Below are 22,799 nucleotides of genomic sequence, written 5' to 3'. Positions count from 1 at the left end.
GCCTAGACCGCGACGTCCGCTATCGCAGCCTTGGCCATGGCGAGTTGCGCCGGCGCGACCGAGAGATCGCGCAGGCCGGCCTCGAGCAGCGATGGGATCGAGGCAGGATCGCCGCCGGCGTCGCCGCACAGGCTGACGGGGATACCGTTTTCCTGTCCGAAGGCCGCTACCGAACCGACCAACCGCAAGACGGCCGGATGGCGCACAGAGTTAAGATGCGCGACCGCGGCATTGTCGCGGGCAGCCGCCATCACATATTGCGTGAGGTCGTTGGAGCCGATCGAGAAGAAGGCGACGCCGGCGAACGCCTCCGGCGCGATGGCCACCGAAGGCACCTCGACCATGATGCCGAGCGGCGGCATTTTGTGCGCGACGCCGCGCGCGGCGAGCGCCGCCCGCTCCTCGGCGAACAGGGCGGCGGCGCGTTCATACTCTTCTGATGTGGCGATCATCGGAAACATGACTTTGAGATTGCCGTGTGGCGCGGCGCGCAGCAATGCCCTGATTTGGGCACGGAATATATCGAGCCTGGCCAGCGACAGCCTGATGCCGCGCAGGCCGAGGAACGGATTGCCTTCCTCGACGGTGAAGCCCGGCACGGGCTTGTCGCCTCCAGCATCGACGGTGCGGATCGTCACCGGCTTTTCGCCGGCCCATTCCAGCACCTTGCGATAGGCGCGATACTGCGTCTCTTCATCCGGCAGCGTCTTGCCGAACAGAAACTCCGTGCGCATCAGGCCGACACCGTCGCAGGTCGCGATGTCGATGGCATCGACATCGCCGGGGTCGGCGATGTTGACCTGCACGCGCACCGCGGTGCCGCGCTTCGTCGCCGCCGGCCGCGCCAGAAAGGTCTGTGCCTTGCCCTGTCGAGCCGCGAAGGAAAACGACGCCTGTCGGAACGAGCCGATCTCCATGGGTGAGGGCGCCAGAACGATCGTGCCGTGCTCGGCGTCGAGCAGCGCCATGCCGGCAACGGCGGTGAGCGGCTCGTGCAGACCCACGACCATCGGCACGCCACGCGAGCGCGCCAGCATGGCGACGTGGCTGGCGATGCTTCCTGCCTTCAGCGCGATGCCGCCGCCATGGCTCCAGTCGGTCTCGAGAAAGCGCGTCGGCGCGATATCCTCGCCGCAGAGGATGGCGCCGGTCGGTGCCGTGCTGCCACCATCCTCGGTCAGGGCGCGCAGCACCTGGTCCCTGATATCGCGCAGGTCCGTGGCGCGGGCGCGGAAATAATCCTGGTCCGAGGCGTCGTAGCCGGCGATCTCGGCATCGAGTGCCTGCCGCCAGGCCGCGTCGGCGGTTTTTCCGGAAGCGATCGATGCGAAGGCCGGCCCGCTCAACGCGTCGTCTTCCAGCATGGCGATGTGGAATTCGAGTATGCCGGCGGCATCCCTGTCGGCGGTTCCGACGATGGCCACGAGCCGGTTCACCGCCTTGCCGATCGCGGCTTCCAGCGACAACTTCTCCTCGGCGGAGCTTGCCTTGCTCGTGTAAAGGCCCGCAGGCCGGCCGAGGTCGAACAGAGGCCCTCGGCATAGCCGGCCGAGGCCGGAACACCTTCAATGCGCATGGCCCGCATTCCCTGCGGGCCGGCCAAGGCATGCAACGGCCTCAAGCCGAGCGGACATGGCCGGCGTCCTCGTCGAAATCGCGCTGCACCAGTTCGATCAGCGCGCGGATCGCATCATCGGCGCCATCGCCATTGGCCCTGATGTGCAGCACCGTGCCCTTCGGCGCTTTGGCTGCCATCACCTTGACGATGCTCTTTGCGTCGAACCACGGGCCGTTGGCGGCGAGCGCAATTTCCACGTCGGCGGCAAAGCTCTTGGCCAGCTTGGTGAATTTCACCGAAGGACGCGCATGCAGGCCCACATCATGGGTGATCAGGACGGTCGCTTCGGCGGTTGCGGACATCTTCAAAATTCCCGTTCACTCACGACGGCGACAATTCGTGCGCCGTCGCCACCACTTCCCGGAGCGAGGCGCCGCCGGATGCCTCGGTCGCCGCCATCACCGCGCCCTCGACGATCGGCGCGTTGCAGACGATGATCTTCTGCGCGCGCGGTTCGCCGATCATCTCCACCGCCATCTCCGAATTGGTCTCGGCGCCGCCGAGATCGACCAGTATGGCGACGCCGGCGTCCGACCAGGCTCTGTCGATGGCGTCCATGATCGCCTCGACATTGGTGCCGAGCCCGCCATGGCCGTTTCCGCCGCACCATGCAAGTGGCACTTCGTCGCCCACCATCTGGCGTACCATGTCGGCCGTGCCTTCCGCGACCAGCGGCGAATGCGACACTATCACGATCCCGACATTGCTCATGCCTTGTCCCCGATGATTTGCGCCAGCGTGCGCACCAGCAGCGCGGTCGAGCGCGCGCCGGCATCCATATGGCCAATCGAGCGGTCGCCGAGGAACGAGGCACGCCCTCGCAGGGCCTTCATCGGCACGGTCGCTTCGGCGGCGGCGTCGGCGATGTCGACTATTTCAGCTACCGTCTTCCCCCCGGCTAACGCGTCATGCACCGGCTGCAGCACATCGAGCATGGTTTTCTGGCCGACATGTGACTTGCCGCGCGCGGCCACCGCTTCGATCGCCTTGCCGAAGGCAGCCGTCAGGTTGGCGCGATCAGGTTCCGCCGAAACCTCCTTGCCGAGCGCCATGAACAACGTGCCGAAGAGCGGCCCGGACGCACCGCCCACCGTCATCACCAGCTTGGTGCCGATCGCCTTCAGGGCGTCTGGCAGCGGCTTTGCCGCGAACACATCCGCCTCGGCGCGCACGGCTTCGAAGCCGCGCTTCATGTTCAGTCCATGGTCGCCGTCGCCGATCGCCTGGTCGAGCGCCGTCAATTCCTCTGCGTGTTCGGCAATCGTATCCGCGGCGGCCGTGATCAGCTTCGAAAGATTCAGCGCCGTCATGTCGCCCGAATTCCCGGTTTGCACCTTGCCGGCAGTAGCGAAAGAACGGTCGTTCGGCAACTGGAGCATGTGTCAGGCCGTGGCATGCTGCGCGGCGGCGGCCGCGAACACTTCGGCCACGGCATGAGCACCGGGGTCGACCACACCTTGCAATTTGGTGCCGACATAAGCGGACCGGCCGGCCTTCGCCCTCTCCATCGCGGCCGTGGCTTCGGCACCGCGCCCGGCCGCTATCGCGGCTTCCTCCAGGCCCTTGGCGTCGAGCGCCCTCAAGGCCGGCTCCAGCGCGTCGACCATGGTGCGATCGCCGGGTTTCGCGCCACCGTAGAAGGTCATTCGTTCAAGCCCGGCAAGCAGGGCCTTGGGCACATCAGTGCCGCCATCGAGGGCCCGCGACCCTGTTGTGAAGAAGATCGACAACAACACCCCACTGGAGCCGCCCATCGAGGCGCTCAGAAGATCGCCCACGGCGCCAAGCGTCGCTGCGGGGTCGGCAAGCGGCAGCTTATCGAGCCGTTCGAGGACGCTGCGTGCGCCAGTCGCCACCGTCGAACCGGTGTCGCCGTCACCTGCCTTGGCGTCCAGGCCGTTCAATGTCGCTTCAAGCGAAATCAGCTTTTCACAGACCGCGACAATCAAGCGCCTTGTGCCTGGGTCGTGGCTGGCCTTGCGTGCCGCGCCTTGTCCGGCTGTTTTGGCAATAGGCACGATAGCAGGCGCCACGAGCGGCCTTGCCGGCATCCAGGCGTGCGGGCCGACCGGCGCCAGCAGGGCCGCTTCGCGCGCCGCATCGAGCCGGATCAGCGACAGCGAGAACCCGTTCATGTTGAGCGCCGTCATCAGCGGGCCGGGACCGATCGTCAACTTGACGGCCCTGGCGAGCGGCGAGGCAAGTACCGCATTGGCGATAACAGACATTTCAAGCGGCGGCACCGAGCCGAGATTGTTGATGAGCAAGGCATGGCGGGCCTTCGGGTCGAGCCGCACTGCTAAGCGCTCCGCCATGATCGCCACCAGCCGGTCGACGCTCTGCACCGCGATGCGCTCGACGCCGGGCTCGCCGTGGATGCCAAGGCCGAGTTCGCCATCATCGGCGCCGAACCGGTCGTCATGCGGCTGACCCGGGATCGAACAGGACGACAGCGACATGCCGAGCGAAACGATGTCCTTCGCAGCCGCCCGCGCCGCGGCCGCGACCTCGGCCAGATCCCGGCCGGCTTCCGACTGATGGCCTGCTATCTTGTGCACGAACAGCGTGCCCGCGACACCGCGCGGCTGGGCGATGTCGGGCAGCGCGATGTCGTCGGCGACGATCACCATCTCGACTCGAAAGCCTTCGGCACGCGCCTTTTCCGCGGCGAGGCCGAAATTGAGCCGGTCACCGGTGTAGTTCTTGACGATCAGCAGGCAGCCGGCCGGTCCGGTGACCGCGCGAATGGCCGCCAGCACCGCTTCGACGCTCGGCGAGGCAAAGATCTCGCCCGAGACGGCAGCTGTCAGCATGCCCTTGCCGACTAAGCCGGCATGCGACGGCTCGTGCCCGGCGCCGCCGCCGGAGACGACGCTGACCTTCGTCTTGTCCCAATCGGCGCGAAGCACGACCTTGATCTCGGGATAGCCGTCGAGGCGCGCGAGGTCGCCTGAGCCAATGGTGCGCAACAATCCGTCCAGTGCCTCGGTGACGATCGTTTCCCTGCGGTTGAAAAAGTGCTTCATCGAATTCGTCCCGTATTTCGTCAATCAGAAGCCGGCATCACCTTGGCGGGAGCGCCGAAAAACCATTCACATCAGTCGATGTCCGTCAGCGCCGAAATAGAGCGGCGAGCGATAGCGGATCACCACTTTGTCGCCTTGCGCCAGATCCGTGTCGGGATCGGTCAGCGTCACCAGTTTCTTCGGCCCCACCGTCACATGCAGATGGTTCTGGTCGCCGAGATGCTCGACCCAGTCGACGACGCCGTCGGCATGGCCATTCACGGCCTTCCCGATCGCCAGGTGCTCGGTCCGCGCGCCGATCGTCTTGGTGCCGGCCGGCGCGCTGCCATCCGGCAGCAGCCCCGTCGGTAGAAGATTGATGGCGGGCTGGCCGAGCCGTGCCGCGACATGCAGGTTTGCCGGCTCGGAGTAGATGGTTCGTGGCGTTCCGATCTGGACCAGCACGCCATCGGCCAGGATGCCGATGCGATCTGCCATGGTCATCGCCTCGATCTGGTCGTGGGTGACGTAAAGCATGGTGGCGCCGAGCTCGGACTGGATGCGTTTCAGTTCGAGCCTCAGATCCGCGCGCAGCTTGGCGTCCAGCGACGACAGCGGCTCGTCCATCAGGTAGATGGACGGCTTGCGGACCAGCGCGCGGCCGATGGCGACGCGCTGCATTTCGCCGCCCGACAAATTCGTCGAACGGTTGGCAAGCTTGTGATGGATGCGCACCATCTTCGCCACCTCCTCGACCCGACGGCGGATCTGTTCTTCCGGTATTTTCCGCGCCGGCGACCGCAGGGGAAAGGCGAGATTGTCGAACACCGACAGATGCGGATAGAGCGAATATTGCTGGAAAACGAAAGCGGTGTCGCGCTCGGCCGGTGACAGGTTCGTGGCATTGTGGCCGCCGATCTCGATCGTACCGGTATCCGGCCGCTCCAGTCCGGCGATCAGCCGCAGTGTCGTCGTCTTGCCGGCGCCGGTCGGCCCGAGCAGCACGACGAACTCGCCGTCTGATATATGCAGGTCGAGACCGTTGACGGCGACATGCTCGCCGAAACTCTTGGTCACGCCTTTGATGTGCACATCAGCCATGCTGCACTCTCCCCTGAGAGGCGGTATCGTGGATCGCGGTTTTCACCGCGCGCCCTGAGCCTTTTTCGAACAGCGACAGCCGCGCGCTGTTCAGCGTCAGGCCGACATGGTCGCCGGCGTTGAGCCGGATTTCGGCCGGCACACGCGCCTTGATGATGCCGTCCGATGTTTCCACCGCGACGATCTGTGTGGTGCCGAGATATTCGGTGCCGTAGATGGCGCCGCGTAGTTTCGATGCGTCGTCGAAGCGGATGTGTTCGGGGCGGATGCCGAGCGCCATGTCGGCCGGGGCGATATCCTCGCGTACCTCCGGCACCGTGACTTTGGCGCCCTGCACGACGATCTCCTTCGCGCCCTTGGCGAGCCCGCCGCCGAAGCCCAGGAAGTTCATCGGCGGCGAGCCGATGAAGTCGGCGACGAACATGGTCGCGGGGCGGTCGTAGATCTCGCGTGGCGTGCCGAACTGCTCGATGACGCCGTGGTTCATGACAGCGATCTTGTCGGCCATCGACATGGCTTCCATCTGGTCATGTGTGACGTACACAGTCGTCGCGTGGATGCGGTTGTGCAGTTCGCGCAATTCATGGACCATCAGGTCGCGGAATTCGGTGTCGAGGGTCCCCAGCGGTTCGTCCATCAAGAAGCATTTTGGCCGCCGCACGATGGCGCGGCCGAGCGCGACGCGCTGGCGGTCGCCACCGGCGAGGCCGGAGACCGATTTGTCGAGCAGATGGTCGATGCGCAGAAGCTTCGCGGTTTCCTCGACGCGGCTGCGGATTTCGGCGGAGGGTATGCCTTGCGCCAGCAGCGGGAAGCCGATGTTCTTGCGCACATTCATGTGCGGGTAGAGCGCGAACAGCTGGAAGACGAAGGCGATGTCGCGCTCGCGGGCTCTGAGCATGGTGACGTCGTCGCCGCCGAGCAGGATCTGGCCGCCGGTCGGCAGCTCGAGCCCGGCGATCATGCGCAGTGTCGTCGTCTTGCCGCAGCCCGATGGGCCGAGCATGACGAAGAACTCGCCATCCTCGACGACGAAGTTGGAATCCTGCACGGCGACGAAATCGCCGAAGGCCTTTCTCAGATGCTGGACGCGGATTTCGGCCATGATTATTCCGGGAATTTCGAGACGATGATGAACATCACCGTGCCGGCAAGCATGGTGATGAAGGAATAGGTGTAGAGCGACAGCGCGAAGGGCTGGAACAGCATCAGGAAACCGATGGCGATCAGTGCGGTCGCGATGTTTTCCATCAGTCCGCGCCTTGCCCAGCGGGGCCACGACGATTTTCTGGAGATGGCGGGGCGCGTCATGCGGCACCTCCTTCCTTCTCCCCGTTTAAGGGGAGAGATGGTTGCCAAGTGGTTCCCCCACTCCGTCGCTGCTTCGCAGCGCCACCTCTCCCCCTCCGGAGGGAGAGGAAGGGAGCCTGGGTGAACGAAGTTCGCGCCCTTCCTCTCCCCCGTCGATCGGGGGAGAGGTGTCGAGCGAAGCTCGACGGAGTGGGGGTCGACTTTGTGCCAAGTCCATCATTTGCGCACCGCGCCGAAGGTGATGCCGCGCAGCAATTGCTTGCGGAGCAGGATGGTGAAGACAAGGATCGGCACCAGGAAGATCGTCGTGCCGGCCGCAACCGCCGGCCAGTCCTGGCCGCCTTCGCCGATGATGGTCGGGATGAAGGGCGGCGCGGTCTGTGCCGTGCCGGAGGTTAGCAGCGCGGCGAACGCATACTCGTTCCAGGCGAAGATCAGGCAGAAGATGGCGGTCGCGGCGATGCCGGTCGTGGCCTGCGGCAGCACGGTGCGCCAGAAGGCCTGCAGCCGCGTATAGCCGTCGATCATCGCCGCTTCCTCATACTCGCGCGGGATCTCGTCGATGAAGCCTTTGAGCAGCCATACCGCCAGCGACACATTGACCGCCGTGTAGAGCAGGATCATGCCGAGCGCGGTGTCGGACAGGCCGAGTTCGCGGTACATCAGGTAGATGGGAATAGCGACCGCGATAGGCGGCATGAAGCGTGTCGACAGGATGAAGAACAGAAGGTCGTCGGCGAGCGGCACCTTGAAGCGCGAGAAGCCATAGGCCGACAATGTGCCGAGAAAGACGGCGCAGAAGGTCGAGCCAAAGGCGATGACCAGCGAATTGATGAAGCGCGGCAGGAAGTTGGATGGCCCGGCGATCACCATGTTGCGCTTGCGCACCGTCTCGTCGCAGAAGCCGGTCGCTGGTCCGAGCGAGTTGATGTATTCCGGCGTCTGCCTGGTTCGCGTCGTGAACAGGTTGCAGTAGCCCTCGATGCTCGGCTGGAACACGATCTTCGGCGGATAGGCGATCGAATCCGGCGGCGTCTTGAAGCTGGTGGCGAAGATCCACAGGAGCGGCACGATCGAGATCAGCGCATAGGCGATGATGATCGCGCCGGCGATGCGCTTCGAGTTTGCCGAGGGGGCGACGACCGAATGGGCTGTGGTCAGGCTCATCTCTGCTTCACCTTGTTGAGCGCCTTGACGTAGATGTTGGCGAGACCGAACACCGCGACGAACAGGATGATGGCGAAGGCCGAGGAATAGCCGGTGCGCCAGCTTTCGAAGGCCTGCCGTTTCAGCGTGATCGAGGCCACCTCGGTGGTCGAGCCCGGCCCGCCGCCAGTCAGCAGATTGACCATGTCGAACATCTTGAAGTTCTCGATGCCGCGAAACAGCACCGCCAGCATGATGAAGGGCAGCGCCATCGGCAGCGTGATCGACCAGAACTGCCGCCAGTTGGAGGCGCGGTCGACCTCGGCCGCCTCATAGATGTATTCGGGGATCGAGCGCAGGCCCGCGAGGCAGATCAGCATCACGTAGGGCGTCCACATCCAGGTGTCGACGATGATGATCGACCACGGTGCCAGCGAGACGTTGGAGAGCATCTGGATGCTTGTCGGCGGAATGCCCGACACGAACGAGATGACATAGGAAAACAGGCCGATCTGCGGTTCGTAGAGGAAGCGCCAGAAATTGCCGACCACTGCCGGCGACAGCATCATCGGCACCAGGATCAGCGTCGTCCAGAAAGCGTGGCCGCGGAACTTCCTGTCGATCAGCCAGGCCAGCGAGAAGCCGATCAGCGTCTGCAACAGGATGGTCCAGAACACGAAATGCGCTGTCGTTTGCATGGCGATCCAGATGTCCTGGTCGCCGAGGATGCGCTGGTAGTTCGCGAAACCGAGGTTCTTCACCACCTCGTTCGGGCGGTTGGCGCGAAAATTGGTGAACGACAGATAGATCGCCCAGAACAGGGGGAAGATATTGATGGCGAGTAGCAACAGGATCGTCGGCGAGATGAACAGCCAGGCGAGGCCCTTGTCGCTGATGCCCCGGACTTTGCGCGCCAACGGTTCCGGGGTCGCCCGGGCAACGTTTTCCGCGGTCCGATTGAGCATGGTAAGTCCTGCTTCGGTCACTTGGGTCGTCTCTATCATGGAATTTATCTGAACTGCGTCCCGTGCCAAGGGCGGCACGGGACGCTTGGGCCTGGCTCGGGAGGAGCCGTTACATCTTGCCCCAGTTACATTTTGCCATCGTCCTGGAACACTTGGGTCCAGTCCTTGACCAGCCCGTCGAGCGCATCCTTGGCCGAACCCTGACCGGCGACGACATAGTCATGGAAGCGCTTCTGCGAGGCCTGCAGCAGCGGTGCATAGCTCGGCTCGGCCCAGAAGTCCTTCACGACGGCCATCGAGTCGAGGAAGGTCTGCGCGTAGGGCTGGCTGGCGGGGAATTTCGGATTCTTCACCACCGCGTTCAGGCAGGAATAGCCGCCAAGCGACCACCACTTGGCCTGCACGTCCTTGTTGGCGAACCACTTGATGTATTTCAGCGCCGCTTCCTGCTTGTCGGAATAGGACACCACCGAAATGCCCTGGCCGCCGAGCTGGGCGAACTGGTCGCCGTCAGGACCCTTCGGGTTGACGAAATAGCCGATCTTGTCGCCGCCGACATTCTCGTCCTTCTGCAGGCCCGGCCATGTGAAGGCGAAGTTCATGTGCATCGCCACCTGGCCGGATTTGAAGGCATCGACGCCTTCACCCATGTAGCTGTTCGAGGCGCCGGGTGGGGTGCAGCAGTCATAGAGAGCCTTGTAGAATTCCAGCCCCTTGACCGATTTCTCGGAGTTGACGAAGCCTTCCATCTCGTAGGGCTTCTTCGGGTTTTCGTACTGGAAGCCATAGCTGTAGAGCACGTCCATGGCGCCCATGGTGATGCCTTCGGAACCGCGCTCGGTGTAGATCGAGGCGCCGTAGACTGTCTTGCCATCGATCTGCCGCTTCTGGAAGAATTCGGCGATCTGCTTCAACTGGTCGAAGGTGGCAGGCGGGCCGAGATCCCAGCCATACTTCTCCTTGAACTCCTTCTGCAGTTCGGGCTTCGAGAACCAGTCCTTGCGATAGGTCCAGCCGACGACGTCGCCCATGGCCGGCAGCGCCCAGTAGTTCGGTGTGTTCTTCGGCCATTCCGAATAGCCGACCACGGTCGCCGGCACGAAGTCGTCCATGCTGATCTTCTCCTTGTCGAAGAAGTCGTTCAGCTTGACGTAGTGGCCGTTCTCGGCCGCGCCGCCGATCCACTGGCTGTCGCCGATGATCAGGTCGCAGAGCTTGCCGTGCGAGTTGAGCTCATTGAGGAAACGGTCTGCATAGTTGGTCCACGGCACGAACTCGAATTTCATGCCGATGCCGGTTTCCTTGGTGAAATCCTTCGACAGTTCGACAAGCGCGTTGGCCGGGTCCCAGGCGGCCCAGCACAGTGTCAGGTCTTCAGCGTGCGCGGCGTTCGAGACGGCTGTCGACGCTGCAATCGCAGAGGTCAGTCCCAAAGCCAGTTTAAAGCTCGATTTCATGCCTTCCTCCCATTTGTGAAACACGTCCGGATGACTGTCTCAAGAGCCTTCAACCTCTCTCCTCAGAGGCCCAAACATGGCGGCATCGTCGCGCCGCAGATGTTTAGTAATTTGTTTAGTGATGCTCTTTTTACTAAACAACGCAAGCGAATTCGTTGCTGCGCCGCAGCATGTTTGCGCCGGTATCTGAAAACGTTGGGAAAAGCGCCGAGCCCGGTCGGATGATCGCGGAGTGGACGTGGCTCTGGGGGGTCAGTCGACCCGCCTGGTGCTCACCATCACCGTCCGGATCGGCGGCGCGGGCGGCAGCAGCGCGCGGATATCCCCGAAGGGGAACATCGGTTCGAAGCGAAAGGCTTCGGCCTGCGACCCCGGTGCGCCATTGCATTGGCCCGAGCGAAAAAGGTTCTGCGTCAGGGCGATGTCGACGAAGCGATCCGGGTCCTGAGACTGGTGCATGCGGATTGCCCTGGCCTTGATCTCGGCATGGGCGGAAACATCGACATAGTGCGTCGGCGAGAATCCGGTGCCGCCCATCGTGTCGGCATGCAGCACGGGGACGCCGAAAGACGCCGCGATGCGCACCCCGTCCGAGAGCGCGCGGTGGTCGGCGTGGTAGTCGTTGGGGGCGTGCGTGATCACGAGATCCGGCCCGATTTCGCTGATCAGCGTTTTCAGCGCATCGATCAGTGCGGCATCCGCCACCAGCTCGCCATCGGGTAAGCCAAGAAAGCGCGGCGCGGCCCCGAGCAGCGCGGCCGCGGCCACCGCTTCCTCGCGACGGACACGAGCCAGAGCGGCGGGATCGCTCTTGCCGCCCCTGGCACCATCGGTGGCCACGGCAAAAGTGAGTTCTGCGCCTTGCGCGGCATAGGCGGCCATCGTACCGAACATGAAGATCTCGATGTCGTCCGGATGCGCACCGAGCGCCAGTATTTTCAAGCTTCTCTCCCGAAATGGAAAAACGTGCCGAACGGAATCCTGCTCGCCCTGATCGCCTATGCAAGCTATTCGTGCAGCGATGCCGTTATCAAGAGCCTGGGCGGCCAATTCACGGTGTTCGGGATCGGCTTCTTCTCGACATTGTTTGCCGGCTGCTTCCTTTTCTTCAGCCGGCCGGCCAGCGAGCGCTGGCGTGATTTCTGGCGCACCAAACGCCCCTGGGCGGTGCAGGCGCGGGCCTGGGCCGGCATCGCATCGGGCGTGCTCAGCGTCTATGCCTTCACCACCATTCCGCTGGCCGAGGCCTATGCGCTTATCTTTCTGGCGCCGCTCTGCGTCACCATTCTGTCCACCGTGATTCTCAAGGAAAAGGTCGGCCCCTGGCGCTGGCTGGCGGTGGTCGCCGGCTTCGCCGGCGTCATGCTGGTTGTCAGGCCAGGCTTTCGCGAGTTGCACCTAGGCCACCTTGCCGCTTTCATCATCGCTTTCCTCGCCGCCACCAACGTCATCTTGATGCGTTCGCTGGCGCAGCAGGAAAAACGCACAACCATTCTCGGCGTACTGATCGGGTACGGACTGCTGTTCAACGGCATCGGTGCCGCCGCGACCTCCTTCACCGTTCCGGATGGAAAACAGCTGGTCTGGCTGGTGATGGCGGGCGCATTCACCGCAGGCGGACAATTGCTGCAACTGCTGGCCGCCAAACACGCCCCCGCCAACCGGATCGCGCCGACGCATTATTCTCAGATCGTCTGGGCGGTGATCCTCGGCGCGCTGTTCTTCCACGAATATCCGGACTGGCTGTCGCTTGTCGGCCTGGCGGTCGTCGGCGGCTCCGGCCTGCTGACCATGGTGCGCGAAGAAGTGCGGCTGGGTACGGTGCGCTGGAACCCGTTTTCGCGCACCCGGCTTTGAGTTGCCGCAGTCCGATAAGTTGCACCGCCCCCGTGACGGCTGATATGCGGGCGCAATGACGACCAAATCCTTGCCGGAGCTTCCAGTATCCGCCGTGCTGCCGGCGCTGAGCGAGGCGCTCGGCTCCGGCAACAGCGCCGTGCTGGTGGCGCCACCCGGTGCCGGCAAGACCACGCTGGTGCCATTGGCGCTGCTCGATGCGCCCTGGCTGGGCACGGGCAAGATCGTGTTGCTCGAGCCGCGCCGGCTCGCCGCCCGCGCCGCCGCGCGCCGCATGGCCGAGTTGCTGGGCGAGGAACCAGGCGCCACGGTGGGCTACGCCATGCGGATGGAAAACCGCACCTCGGCACGGACGAAAATCCTTGTTGTCACCGAGGGCGTTCTGTCGCGCATGATTCTTGGCGACCCTGAACTGCCTGGCGTTTCGGCGGTTATTTTCGACGAATTCCACGAGCGCTCGCTCGACGGCGATTTTGGTCTCGCTCTCGCCCTCGACGTGCAGGGCGCACTGCGGCCGGATCTGCGTCTGCTGGTGATGTCGGCGACGCTCGACGGCGCACGGGTCGCGAAACTCCTGTCGGGCGCGCCGGTGATCGAAAGCCAGGGCCGCGCCTTCCCCGTCGATGTCAGGTACGACGAACGGCCGGCTGGCATCGCCATCGAGGATGCAATGGCCAGGGCGATCCGAGCGGCGCTTGCCGAGGAGAGCGGCAGCGTGCTTGCCTTCCTGCCCGGCCAGCGCGAGATCGAGCGCACCGCCGAGCGGCTGGCCGGCAAGGTCGGCGCCGACACCGACATCGTCCCGCTCTATGGCCAGCTCGACGGCAAGGCGCAGGACGCCGCGATCAAGCCAGCACCGGCGGGCCGCCGCAAGGTGGTGCTGGCGACCTCGATCGCCGAAACCTCGATCACCATCGACGGCGCGCGCGTCGTCATCGATTCCGGCCTGTCGCGGCTGCCGCGCTATGAGCCGGCCAGCGGCCTGACACGGCTGGAAACAGTTCGCGTCAGCAAGGCTTCCGCCGACCAGCGCGCCGGCCGCGCCGGGCGCACGCAGGCCGGCGTCGCCATCCGGCTGTGGCGGGCCGAGCAGACGGCGGCACTTCCCGCCTTCACGCCGCCGGAAATCCTCGAGGCGGATCTGTCCGGCCTGCTGCTCGACTGCGCCGCCTTCGGCGTCGCCGATCCAACCAGACTCGCTTTCCTCGATCCGCCGCCGGCGCCGGCGCTCAATGAGGCAAGGGCGTTGCTGCGGGCGCTCGATGCCATCGACGGGGCCGGGCGCTTGACGGAAGCGGGCGCTTCGATGCGCAAGCTCGCCTTGCCGGTGCGGCTGGCGCATATGGTCGCCGAGGCGGCCGGCAGCGGTCATGCCGGCGAGGCGGCCATGCTTGCGGTGCTGCTCACCGAACGCGGCCTTGGCGGCGACGGTGCCGATCTCGAACGGCGGCTGATGCGCTTTCGCGGCGAGAAATCGCCCCGTGCCACGTCGGCGCGCCAGCTTGCCGAGCGCCTAGCCAGGCAGGTAGGCGGTGCGAAGACCAGCGGAGCTGTTCCGGCCGGAACCCTGCTCATCCATGCCTGGCCGGACCGCGTCGCCAAGGCACGTGGCGAGCGCGGCCGTTTCGTGCTGGCCAATGGCTCCGGCGCCATGCTCGACGCTGCCGATCCGCTAGCGGGCGAACCCTTTCTGGTCGTCGCCGACCTGCAGGGCAAGGCGCAGAATGCCCGCATCACGGCGGCGGCGGCGATCAGCGAGGAGGACATCCGGTCAGCACTTGGCGGCAAGATCGAAACGCGCAGGCAGACGAGTTTCGACCGCGAGCGCCGTGCCGTGCGGGTGCGCGAAACCGTGCGCCTCGGCGCCATAACGCTCGCCGAACGCATGCTGCCGGCGCCGGCCGGCGCCGATGCCGACCGCGCCATCCTCGAGGCGCTCCGCGAGCACGGGCTTTCCCTTTTGACCTGGAGCAAGGAGGCCCAGACGCTGCGCCAGCGGCTGTCCTGGCTGCACAAAGGCTTAGGCGCGCCCTGGCCAGGCATGTCGGATGAGGCGCTCATCGAGCGCCTCGACGACTGGCTGCTGCCGTTTCTCTCCGGTGCGGCGTCCCTGGCTGCCATCGATCCCGGTGTGATCTCGGCCGGGCTGTCGTCGCTCGTGCCGCATGACCTGCAGCGCAAGGTCGATGCGCTGGCGCCGACCCATTTCGACGCCCCGTCGGGCAGCCACGTGCCGATCCGCTATGACGGCGAATGGCCGGTTCTGGCGGTCCGCGTCCAGGAACTGTTCGGCCTTGACCGCCATCCTTCGATCGCCAACGGCACCGTACCGTTGACACTCGAACTTTTGTCGCCGGCGCATCGGCCGATCCAGACGACGCGCGACCTGCCAGGCTTCTGGCGCGGCTCCTGGGCCGACGTGCGCGCCGACATGCGCGGCCGCTATCCCAAGCATGTCTGGCCGGAGAATCCGCTGCTCGCCGCCGCGACCGCAAGAGCGAAGCCGAGAGGCACGTAAACTTGGGGCGACGCCTGGCTAGCCCCTTATATGGCGGACGGCTCACATTGGTGATTGGCGTAAAACCCCCGTCATTTCGTCATCCACGGGCGGAGCAAGGAGCGTAGCGACGCAGCGTAGACCCCTGGAGCTGCTTCGCAGCCCAAGGGATCCATGCCGCGACCTTCGATTCCGCCACGGTGCAGAATTCTGCTCCGGTGCGCTCTATGGCCAAGGTCACGGAATGGATCCAAGGGTCTCCGCGACGGAGCTACGCTCCTGCTCCGCCCTGGGATGACGAAGTTTAGAGGCCTCGGCCAATCCCTAATGTCCCTTTGCACCGCTACTAGCGCTGTCCATCCCGCGGCTGTAATCCATAATCCATGGCCATGATCAATATCCTGAACACGCCCGATTTCCAGCAGAGCCAGCGGCTGCGCCTCAACACGCTGATCCGGCTACGCTGGCTTGCCATTGTCGGCCAAAGCGTCACGGTTCTTGTCGTCGCCTACGGCCTGAAATTCCCGCTGCCGGTCAGCCTGTGTTTTGCGCTGATCGCCTGTTCGGCCTGGATGAACCTGTTTCTGGCCTTCCGGTTTCCGGCCGCGCATCGGCTCACCCCGTTCGCCGCCTTCGGCATCCTGATCTTCGACAGCCTGCAGCTTGCCGGCCTGCTCTACATGACCGGCGGCCTGACCAACCCGTTCTCGCTGCTGATGACCGTGCCCGTCGTCATTTCGGCGACGTCGCTGCCCCTTCGGCTCACTGCCATCCTTGGCGGGCTGGTGATGATGGCGGCGACCTTGCTGGTCTTCCGCCATCTGCCATTGCCCTGGTACGAAGGCGCGCCGCTGGTGATGCCCTTCATCTATGTCGCCGGCATGTGGATGGCGGTGCTGTCCTCCATCGCCTTCACCGCCATGTACGCCTTCCGGGTGGCCGCCGAGGCCCGGCTTCTGGCCAACGCGCTGGCCGCCACCGAACTGGTGCTGCAGCGCGAGCAGCACCTTTCCGCGCTCGACGGCCTGGCCGCCGCCGCCGCGCACGAACTCGGCACGCCGCTCGCCACCATCACGCTGGTCGCCAAGGAAATGGAGAAGGCGCTCGGCACCGATCCGAAATATGGGGAAGACGTGAAGCTGCTGCGCTCGCAGAGCGAGCGCTGCCGCGAAATCCTCAAGCGCCTGACCAGCCTGTCGTCGGAGGGCGAGGCGCATCTGTCCCGACTGCCGCTGACCTCGCTGGTCGAGGAGGTCACCGCGCCGCATCGCGACTTCGGGATTTCGATCAAGCTTCGTCCCGGCGACCGGACCGGACCGGAGCCTGTCGGGCGGCGCAACCCTGGTGTCATCTACGGCCTCGGCAACCTGGTCGAGAATGCCGTCGATTTCGCCCGCAACAGCGTCACCGTGCGCTGGAACTGGGACGAGGCGATGGTCTCCTTCTCGATCACCGATGACGGCCCGGGTTTTCCGCCCGAGATCATCGACCGCATTGGCGAGCCCTATATGTCGACACGCCAGGGTACGGAAGCTGGCGGCGGCCTCGGGCTCGGCCTGTTCATTGCCAAGACATTGCTCGAACGGTCTGGCGCCACGCTCGATTTTCGCAATTCGAGCGGCCTCGGCGAAGGGGCGGTGGTGCGGATTTCGTGGCCGAGAAATGTCTTCCTGAACCCGCAATCGTCCCCGACGACCATGTTTGACACTGCGTAAATTGGACAATAGCCCCGCAAAACTATATCTGCGTAAAAATAAGGCAGCAGGAATTTTTTAAGACGATGACAGGCGATGAAAACAGTGGGCCTATGGTTGAAGGCGAGGACACCTCGCTTCTGATCGTCGATGACGACAAGCCGTTCCTGACCCGTCTGGCCCGTGCCATGGAAACCAGGGGCTTCGTGGTGGAGACGGCGGAGAGCGTCGAGGAGGCCGTGGGCAAGGCCCGCGCCAATCCGCCCGCCTATGCCGTGGTCGATATGCGGCTGGGCGACGGCAACGGCCTCGACGTGGTCGCCGCCATCCGCGAGAAGCGCGAGGATTCCCGCACCATCATCCTGACCGGCTACGGCAACATCGCCACCGCGGTGACCGCGGTGAAACTCGGCGCCGTCGACTATCTTTCGAAGCCGGCCGATGCCGACGATGTTTTTGCCGCACTGACCCGCACCACCGGCGAGCGCGCCGCCCCGCCGGAAAACCCGATGTCGGCCGACCGTGTCCGCTGGGAACATATCCAGCGCGTCTACGAAATGTGCGAACGCAACGTCTCCGAGACCGCGCGCCGGCTCAACATGCATCGCCGTACGCTGCAGCGGATCCTGGCCAAGCGCGCGCCGCGCTGAGACCCGAACTTCGTCATCCTTGGGCGTAGCGACGCAAAGCGGAGCGCAGACCCATGCCCTGACCTGGCACTGAATGCAAACGGAGCAGAATATTGCTCCGTGGCAACGCGCTGCAGTCGCGGCATGGATCCCCGGATCTGCTCCGCGTCGCTACGCTCCTTGCTCCGCCCGTGGATGACGAAGCGATGGGAGTTTCGGCCGATTTCCCAAGCATAGGATATGCCATGTGAACTCATACGAAACTAAGGCGCCTTGCATCGTCAACGACGCCTGCGCATCATTGTAAAACGACGTTGGCCGTCAGGCTAGAAAAACGGAGGCGACCATGCAGGATCAGAAGCAGCGGCCGGTTTCCGTCTTCCGCGAATTCCTGGACAGCGAGGCGGCCGGCGGCATCATCCTGATGGTGGCGGCGGCCCTTGCCCTGATCGTCGCCAATTCGCCGCTTGCCGAAACCTATTTCGCCGTTCTCCACGCCTATCTCGGCCCGCTCAGCGTCTCGCACTGGGTCAATGACGGGCTGATGGCGGTGTTCTTCCTGCTCGTTGGGCTGGAGATCAAGCGCGAGATGCTGGATGGCCAACTCTCGACCTGGCCGCGCAGGGTGCTGCCCGGCATTGCCGCGGCAGGCGGCATGGTGGTGCCGGCGCTGGTCTATGTCGCCGTCAACAGCAACAATCCGGCCGCATTGTCCGGCTGGGCGATCCCGACCGCCACCGATATCGCCTTCGCGCTCGGCGTGCTGTCGCTGCTCGGCAGCCGCGTGCCGGCTTCGCTGAAGGTCTTCCTGACAGCGCTTGCCATCATCGACGACCTTGGCGCGGTCATCATCATCGCCATATTCTACACCAGCGGCCTGTCGCTGGCCTATCTCGGCGCGGCCTTCGCCGTCATCGCCGTGCTCGTCGTGCTCAACCGCATGCGGGTGATGAGCCTGGTGCCCTATCTCGTGCTTGGCGCCATCCTGTGGGTGCTGGTATTGAAGTCGGGCGTCCATGCCACGCTGGCCGGCGTGGCACTTGCGCTCACCATTCCGCTCGAACGCTCCGCCGGGATCGGCCACGATCTCGACCATTCGCCGCTGCACCGGCTCGAGCATGGCCTGCACAAGCTGGTGGCGTTCATCGTCATCCCGATCTTCGGCTTTGCCAATGCCGGCGTTTCGCTCGCCGGCCTGAGTTTCGGCGCCCTGATCGAACCGCTGACGCTGGGCGTCGCGGCCGGTCTCGTCCTCGGCAAGCTGGTCGGCGTGTTCGGCTCCTCCGCGCTCGCCATCCGCTTCGGCCTTGCGGACCTGCCGGCCCATGCAGGCTGGATGCACATGCTGGGCATCTCGCTGCTGTGCGGCATCGGCTTCACCATGAGCCTGTTCATCGGCCTGCTCGCCTTCGCCAGCGACGTAGCGCTGCAGGACGCGGTCAAGGTCGGCATTCTCGCCGGTTCCTTCATCGCCGCGCTGCTCGGTGCCGCGGTGCTGCTCATGGCGCCGGCTGCGGGTGGGGAGGAAGTGGGGGAGTAGGCCTGCAAGGGCTACTCGCTCTCGCCCTCCAGCGCCGGCACGGCGACACCCGCAAGCTCCGCCGCCAGCAGCCGCGAAGCACCGGCGCGGGCGATGCGCAGCATCAGCGCCTTGCGCGTTGCCGCCGCCATGCGGTGTTCGGGTGCGTCGCGCAGGATTTCGGCGCCATAGCCGTCGGAGAGGATGAAGCCGCACTCTTCCGGAAAAATCTCCGCCGGCACGCCGGGATGGGTGGCAAAGAAAAACCGATCGGAATGCAGCCGATAGTCCGGCCATTTGCGGTCGACGCGAAAATCCTCGATCGAGGATTTGATCTCGATGATCCAGATATCGCCTTGCCGGGTCAGCGCCACGAGGTCGGCACGCCGGCCGGTGGCCAGCGACAGCTCAGGCAGCACATGCGCGCCCATCTGCATCAGCAACCGCTGCACGCCGCGCCGCACCAGCATGGCGCGCTCGGACTGGCGGCCGTCTATCAGAGGATTCAGGGGAATCGGGGAGATGATTGGCATGCCAGGCACCATGCCAGATTTTGTTCACGGTTTGAACCCGGTACGATTCGATCTCCTAGCGTAACACAACCTAAGCGATTCCTAATGCTGCCGGCGAGTGAATCCGCTGTGATCCCCGGGTTTCACAGGCAAACAGGGCACAAACGGGGCTAGTTCATCCGCTGGTTTGGGGCTGGGTCGCGCTAGAAGCCCTTGTCTTTCAGCCATTTCCTAGTTGCCTAGCGCGAGCTTTCGGATCGGTAGCTTTGCGGGTTAGCGGGGTGCACACGACCGTAATATTGCCCGTGCGACGGTCAAGATACTGGAGGCAGGATTTCCGGGATGTGTCCGGGATACACTCTTTAATGTTCATTGGCACAAGCTGCCCGCCGGGAAGTTCAGCGTATCCGGTATGGTTTGTGCACGTTACCTTGCTCGAATAAGGAACATTCGCTTGGCTAGTGCACGCGGTTGCACTTGCGGCAAGGGCAACGACGATTGCTATACGGATCATTCTGCTCCCCCGGCCCCACTCGTGAATAGGTGGCATCGCGAGATCGGTATCGGAAGTTGGGTCTGTCGACTATACAATCCCTGATAGTATATTTGACAACCCAGCCTTGGGCGCGAAGAACCATTACCTCTGCCAGAAGCCACGGTGCACCGCGAGCAGTTCGGCCTCAATTTCGGGGAAGGGGCCGTGAACCTCGATCTTCTTCTGTCCAGAGCCGAGCACAACGCGCGAGGACAGGCTCATCGTCGGATTTTCGGGATGGTCGCCAGTCAGCGCGAGGAGCTCGGTTTCCTCGAAGCCGTAGACCAGCCGGCCGATATTCGCCCAGTAGAGCGTTCCGGTGCACATCGCACAGGGCTCGCCGGTCGAAACCAGCGTGCATGTCCAGAGAAATTCCGGCGAATAGGCCGCCGCCGCGCGCCGCGCAAGTTCGGTCTCGGCGTGATGCACGGTGTCGATATTGCCTTGGCGCATGAGGATCGCGTCGTCGGGGCCGACCAGCACCGCACCGAACGGATGATGGCCGTGCGCGGCAGCCTCGCGAGCGACCGCATCGGCGGCGCGAAGGTGGGCGAGCATCTGGTCGCGGGTCATGCGGTCTCTCCGATCACTGGGGTCACCGGTCAGTAGGAACAGCGGCAGTGCTTATACCCTACGCTCATATTAGAGCGCGCAATATACGACACGAACCGACTGGCGGCCTTCCCGGAGGCGTAGCAGGGCGGCTAGCAGCCAACAACCACCGCGGAATCCAGACGATCGGTCATGGGGCGGGACCGGGCTTTGAGGATCTCGGGCTATCCGGCTTGTCGCCCTTCGGCCCCCTTGCGTTGATCACCGTCTTCAACACGTTGTCCATCGATCCTGCGCTGGGGTTTGTCGCTGACTAACGCCGCCCCCGCCATGTCATCCAGGATCGGACAATCCGGCCGCTCGTCGCCGTGGCAGGCGTGAACGAGCTTCTGCAGTGTCGAGCGCATCGATTGCAATTCGCGCACCTTCTCCTCGATGGCCGTGACATGGGCGGCGGCGATTGCACGCACGTCGTGGCTGGCGCGGCCGCGATCCTTGTAGAGCGCCATCAATTGGCGGCAATCGTCTATGGAAAAGCCGAGATTGCGCGCGCGGCGCAGGAAGGCCAGCCGGTGGATGTCGTCGCCGGAATAATCGCGGTAGCCATTGGCGGCGCGCGCGGGCGCGATCAGGCCGATCTCTTCGTAGTAACGGATGGTCTTGGCCGGCAGGCCTGAGCGGTGGGCGGCGTCGCCGACATTCATGGCGGGTCCTCGATTTTGCGGGGCCTGTGATTCAGGCCCCATTGAATTTCCTTCACAATCCGGTGAAGTATGTTGCCGAAATGCCATAGTGATACGCATACCAGCACGTAAGTCCCCGCATATAGGCATCGTGTGCTTGGCAAGCAAAGCAAATGCCAGCATGAATGATGGCGAGAAAGCGGCCGACTCGTGCCGCTCTAGTTGGGCAGGGCACCGGATCACCACATGCGCATGAAGTCGCTTGCAATAATTGCCGCATTGGCACTGTCCACCGCTATTGCCGGTTGCAGCACCATCGGTGGGCAGATCTTTTCCAACGACTATGGCGCGGTGACCGATGCCGGTTACCAGCTGCCGCGCATTCCGATCGAGAAGGTGCCCTCGAAGTACCATCGCCAGGAAGTCAGCTACGACACCAAGGAAAAGCCGGGTACCATCATCGTCGATACGCAGAACAAGTTCCTGTACTTCGTCGAGGGTGACGGCCGGGCCATCCGCTACGGCATCGGCGTCGGCCGCGAGGGCTTCGAATGGCACGGCACCGCCCATATCGCCATCAAACGCGAATGGCCGACCTGGACGCCGCCCTCGCAGATGATCAAGCGCCAGCCGGAACTCGCCAAGTTCGCCGACGGCATGGACCCTGGGCTGAAGAACCCGCTCGGCGCGCGCGCCATGTACCTGTTCAACAAGGGCGGCGACATGGGCTACCGCCTGCACGGCAGCCCGGAATGGAACTCGATCGGCAAGGCGATGTCGTCGGGCTGTATCCGGCTGATGAACCAGGATGTCATCGACCTCTATGATCGCGCCGAGGTCGGCGCGAAGGTCATCGTTCTTTAGGCCATGATGCCGGAAAGCCTGTCCGCTTTTTCGGCATATCGTGGTTAAATTGGAAGTCGCCTTTCATACGCGGACCGTCTAGGCAACAACGGACGTCCCAAACAGAAAACCGGGCAATTCGGCCCGGTTTTTTGTTGTTCGCGGATAGGATATTTCAGGCCGTGCCCGCAGATCGACAGGCGGCGCGGAAGAAGAAATCAGGAAACCTGTTCGACCTGCTGCACTTCGGGCACGAAATGGCGAAGCAGGTTCTGGATGCCATGCTTCAACGTCGCCGTCGACGACGGGCAACCGGCGCAGGCACCTTTCATGTGCAGGAACACAGTACCGTTCTCGAAGCCGCGGAAGGTGATGTCGCCGCCGTCCTGGGCGACCGCCGGGCGCACGCGCGTGTCGAGCAGCTCCTTGATGGTGATGACGAGTTCCTCGTCGGCCTTGTCGTAGAATTCGCCCGTCTGGCTGGTCTCGGCGGCGGGGCCAGCCTTGGCCATGACAGGCGCGCCGGACATGAAATGCTCCATGATGGCGCCGAGGATCGCCGGCTTCAGGTGCTGCCAGTCCGGACCGTCCTTCGACACGGTGATGAAATCATAGCCGAAGAAGACACCGGTGACGCCGGGGATTTCGAACAGCCGCCCAGCCAGCGGCGAGGCCGTCGCCGCACTGTCGGCATCACGGAAATCGGCGGTGCCTTCGAGCAGCACTTCCTTGCCAGGCAGGAACTTCAACGTCGCCGGATTGGGCGTCGACTCGGTCTGGATGAACATGGCCGTCTCCATGCCCGTTTTGGGGCAACTAGTTTGGAATAGTTCTAAATAGGCTCTATCGGCGGGACATTCAAGCGAAACGCATCG

21 protein-coding genes and 1 pseudogene are annotated in these 22,799 nt (G+C 64.1%); 6 read left to right on the top strand and 16 right to left on the bottom strand.

What is annotated here, in order from left to right:
- Window positions 1–2 precede the first annotated feature (2 nt).
- The 12 genes and pseudogenes from ptsP to EJ077_RS27320 all read right to left on the bottom strand — a co-directional run bounded on the left by ptsP (window position 3) and on the right by EJ077_RS27320 (window position 11,545).
- A pseudogene (ptsP, locus tag EJ077_RS27375) lies at window positions 3–1,576 on the bottom strand (phosphoenolpyruvate--protein phosphotransferase).
- A 41-nt stretch (window positions 1,577–1,617) separates the two neighbouring features.
- A complete protein-coding gene (locus tag EJ077_RS27370) occupies window positions 1,618–1,920 on the bottom strand; it encodes an HPr family phosphocarrier protein (protein WP_140760692.1) in 303 nt (100 codons plus the stop codon).
- A gap of 19 nt (window positions 1,921–1,939) precedes the next feature.
- Window positions 1,940–2,329 (bottom strand): dihydroxyacetone kinase phosphoryl donor subunit DhaM, encoded by a 390-nt coding sequence (gene dhaM / locus EJ077_RS27365; protein WP_208697748.1) that lies wholly within the window; start codon window positions 2,327–2,329, stop codon window positions 1,940–1,942.
- On the bottom strand, window positions 2,326–2,928 hold the full coding sequence (dhaL, locus tag EJ077_RS27360; protein WP_208697746.1) for a dihydroxyacetone kinase subunit DhaL: 603 nt from the start codon (window positions 2,926–2,928) through the stop codon (window positions 2,326–2,328). The genes dhaM and dhaL overlap by 4 nt, the downstream gene beginning before the upstream one ends.
- Window positions 2,929–3,000: 72 nt before the next feature.
- Window positions 3,001–4,644: a dihydroxyacetone kinase subunit DhaK gene (locus EJ077_RS27355; protein ID WP_208697744.1), complete on the bottom strand. Its 1,644-nt coding sequence runs from the start codon at window positions 4,642–4,644 to the stop codon at window positions 3,001–3,003.
- Window positions 4,645–4,710: 66 nt separating this feature from the next.
- Window positions 4,711–5,724, bottom strand: coding sequence for an ABC transporter ATP-binding protein (locus tag EJ077_RS27350; protein ID WP_208697742.1), 1,014 nt, complete (start codon window positions 5,722–5,724; stop codon window positions 4,711–4,713).
- A complete protein-coding gene (locus EJ077_RS27345) occupies window positions 5,717–6,829 on the bottom strand; it encodes an ABC transporter ATP-binding protein (RefSeq protein ID WP_208697740.1) in 1,113 nt (370 codons plus the stop codon). The genes EJ077_RS27350 and EJ077_RS27345 overlap by 8 nt, the downstream gene beginning before the upstream one ends.
- 2 nt (window positions 6,830–6,831) lie before the next feature.
- A complete protein-coding gene (locus EJ077_RS27340) occupies window positions 6,832–7,035 on the bottom strand; it encodes a hypothetical protein (RefSeq protein WP_140733364.1) in 204 nt (67 codons plus the stop codon).
- Between the two features lie 216 nt (window positions 7,036–7,251).
- Window positions 7,252–8,202, bottom strand: coding sequence for a carbohydrate ABC transporter permease (locus EJ077_RS27335; protein ID WP_208697739.1), 951 nt, complete (start codon window positions 8,200–8,202; stop codon window positions 7,252–7,254).
- A complete protein-coding gene (locus EJ077_RS27330; RefSeq protein WP_208703143.1) occupies window positions 8,199–9,146 on the bottom strand; it encodes a carbohydrate ABC transporter permease in 948 nt (315 codons plus the stop codon). Before EJ077_RS27330 ends, EJ077_RS27335 begins: the two co-directional genes overlap by 4 nt.
- Before the next feature lie 125 nt (window positions 9,147–9,271).
- On the bottom strand, window positions 9,272–10,603 hold the full coding sequence (locus tag EJ077_RS27325) for an ABC transporter substrate-binding protein (protein WP_208697738.1): 1,332 nt from the start codon (window positions 10,601–10,603) through the stop codon (window positions 9,272–9,274).
- 252 nt (window positions 10,604–10,855) lie between these two features.
- Window positions 10,856–11,545 (bottom strand): PIG-L deacetylase family protein, encoded by a 690-nt coding sequence (locus EJ077_RS27320; protein ID WP_208697737.1) that lies wholly within the window; start codon window positions 11,543–11,545, stop codon window positions 10,856–10,858.
- A 24-nt stretch (window positions 11,546–11,569) separates the two neighbouring features.
- Here EJ077_RS27320 and EJ077_RS27315 point away from each other — a divergent pair, with 24 nt between their 5' ends.
- The 5 genes from EJ077_RS27315 to nhaA all read left to right on the top strand — a co-directional run bounded on the left by EJ077_RS27315 (window position 11,570) and on the right by nhaA (window position 18,820).
- On the top strand, window positions 11,570–12,460 hold the full coding sequence (locus EJ077_RS27315; RefSeq protein ID WP_208697736.1) for a DMT family transporter: 891 nt from the start codon (window positions 11,570–11,572) through the stop codon (window positions 12,458–12,460).
- A gap of 55 nt (window positions 12,461–12,515) precedes the next feature.
- Complete coding sequence (gene hrpB / locus EJ077_RS27310) at window positions 12,516–14,978, top strand: ATP-dependent helicase HrpB (protein ID WP_208697735.1); 2,463 nt, start codon at window positions 12,516–12,518, stop codon at window positions 14,976–14,978.
- A gap of 362 nt (window positions 14,979–15,340) precedes the next feature.
- Complete coding sequence (locus tag EJ077_RS27305) at window positions 15,341–16,672, top strand: ActS/PrrB/RegB family redox-sensitive histidine kinase (protein ID WP_208697733.1); 1,332 nt, start codon at window positions 15,341–15,343, stop codon at window positions 16,670–16,672.
- A gap of 65 nt (window positions 16,673–16,737) precedes the next feature.
- Window positions 16,738–17,301 carry an ActR/PrrA/RegA family redox response regulator transcription factor gene (locus EJ077_RS27300; RefSeq protein ID WP_015314185.1) on the top strand — a complete coding sequence of 188 codons (564 nt, stop codon included), beginning with the start codon at window positions 16,738–16,740 and terminating at the stop codon, window positions 17,299–17,301.
- Window positions 17,302–17,626: 325 nt separating this feature from the next.
- Entirely contained in the window at window positions 17,627–18,820 is a 1,194-nt protein-coding gene (gene nhaA / locus EJ077_RS27295) for a Na+/H+ antiporter NhaA (protein ID WP_208697731.1), read from the top strand.
- A gap of 11 nt (window positions 18,821–18,831) precedes the next feature.
- On the opposite strand, the gene EJ077_RS27290 is transcribed toward nhaA, so the two are convergent.
- The 3 genes from EJ077_RS27290 to cueR all read right to left on the bottom strand — a co-directional run bounded on the left by EJ077_RS27290 (window position 18,832) and on the right by cueR (window position 21,102).
- Entirely contained in the window at window positions 18,832–19,332 is a 501-nt protein-coding gene (locus EJ077_RS27290) for an MmcB family DNA repair protein (protein ID WP_181178694.1), read from the bottom strand.
- 616 nt (window positions 19,333–19,948) lie between these two features.
- The gene (locus tag EJ077_RS27285) at window positions 19,949–20,419 is read right to left on the bottom strand and encodes a nucleoside deaminase (protein WP_208697729.1); all 471 of its coding nucleotides are present in this window, start codon (window positions 20,417–20,419) and stop codon (window positions 19,949–19,951) included.
- A 203-nt stretch (window positions 20,420–20,622) separates the two neighbouring features.
- Window positions 20,623–21,102 carry a Cu(I)-responsive transcriptional regulator gene (gene cueR / locus EJ077_RS27280; protein ID WP_245458809.1) on the bottom strand — a complete coding sequence of 160 codons (480 nt, stop codon included), beginning with the start codon at window positions 21,100–21,102 and terminating at the stop codon, window positions 20,623–20,625.
- Between the two features lie 225 nt (window positions 21,103–21,327).
- On the opposite strand from cueR, the gene EJ077_RS27275 reads away from it, so the two are divergent.
- The gene (locus tag EJ077_RS27275) at window positions 21,328–21,945 is read left to right on the top strand and encodes a L,D-transpeptidase (RefSeq protein ID WP_208697727.1); all 618 of its coding nucleotides are present in this window, start codon (window positions 21,328–21,330) and stop codon (window positions 21,943–21,945) included.
- A 197-nt stretch (window positions 21,946–22,142) separates the two neighbouring features.
- On the opposite strand, the gene EJ077_RS27270 is transcribed toward EJ077_RS27275, so the two are convergent.
- Window positions 22,143–22,712 (bottom strand): NifU family protein, encoded by a 570-nt coding sequence (locus EJ077_RS27270; protein WP_027142904.1) that lies wholly within the window; start codon window positions 22,710–22,712, stop codon window positions 22,143–22,145.
- Window positions 22,713–22,799: the final 87 nt, after the last annotated feature.

It is taken from the genome of Mesorhizobium sp. M8A.F.Ca.ET.057.01.1.1 (assembly GCF_003952565.1).
In the GTDB taxonomy this organism is placed as follows: domain Bacteria; phylum Pseudomonadota; class Alphaproteobacteria; order Rhizobiales; family Rhizobiaceae; genus Mesorhizobium.
Note: the sequence above shows the minus strand (reverse complement) of the source record. Positions and strands in the feature narration are given on the sequence as shown.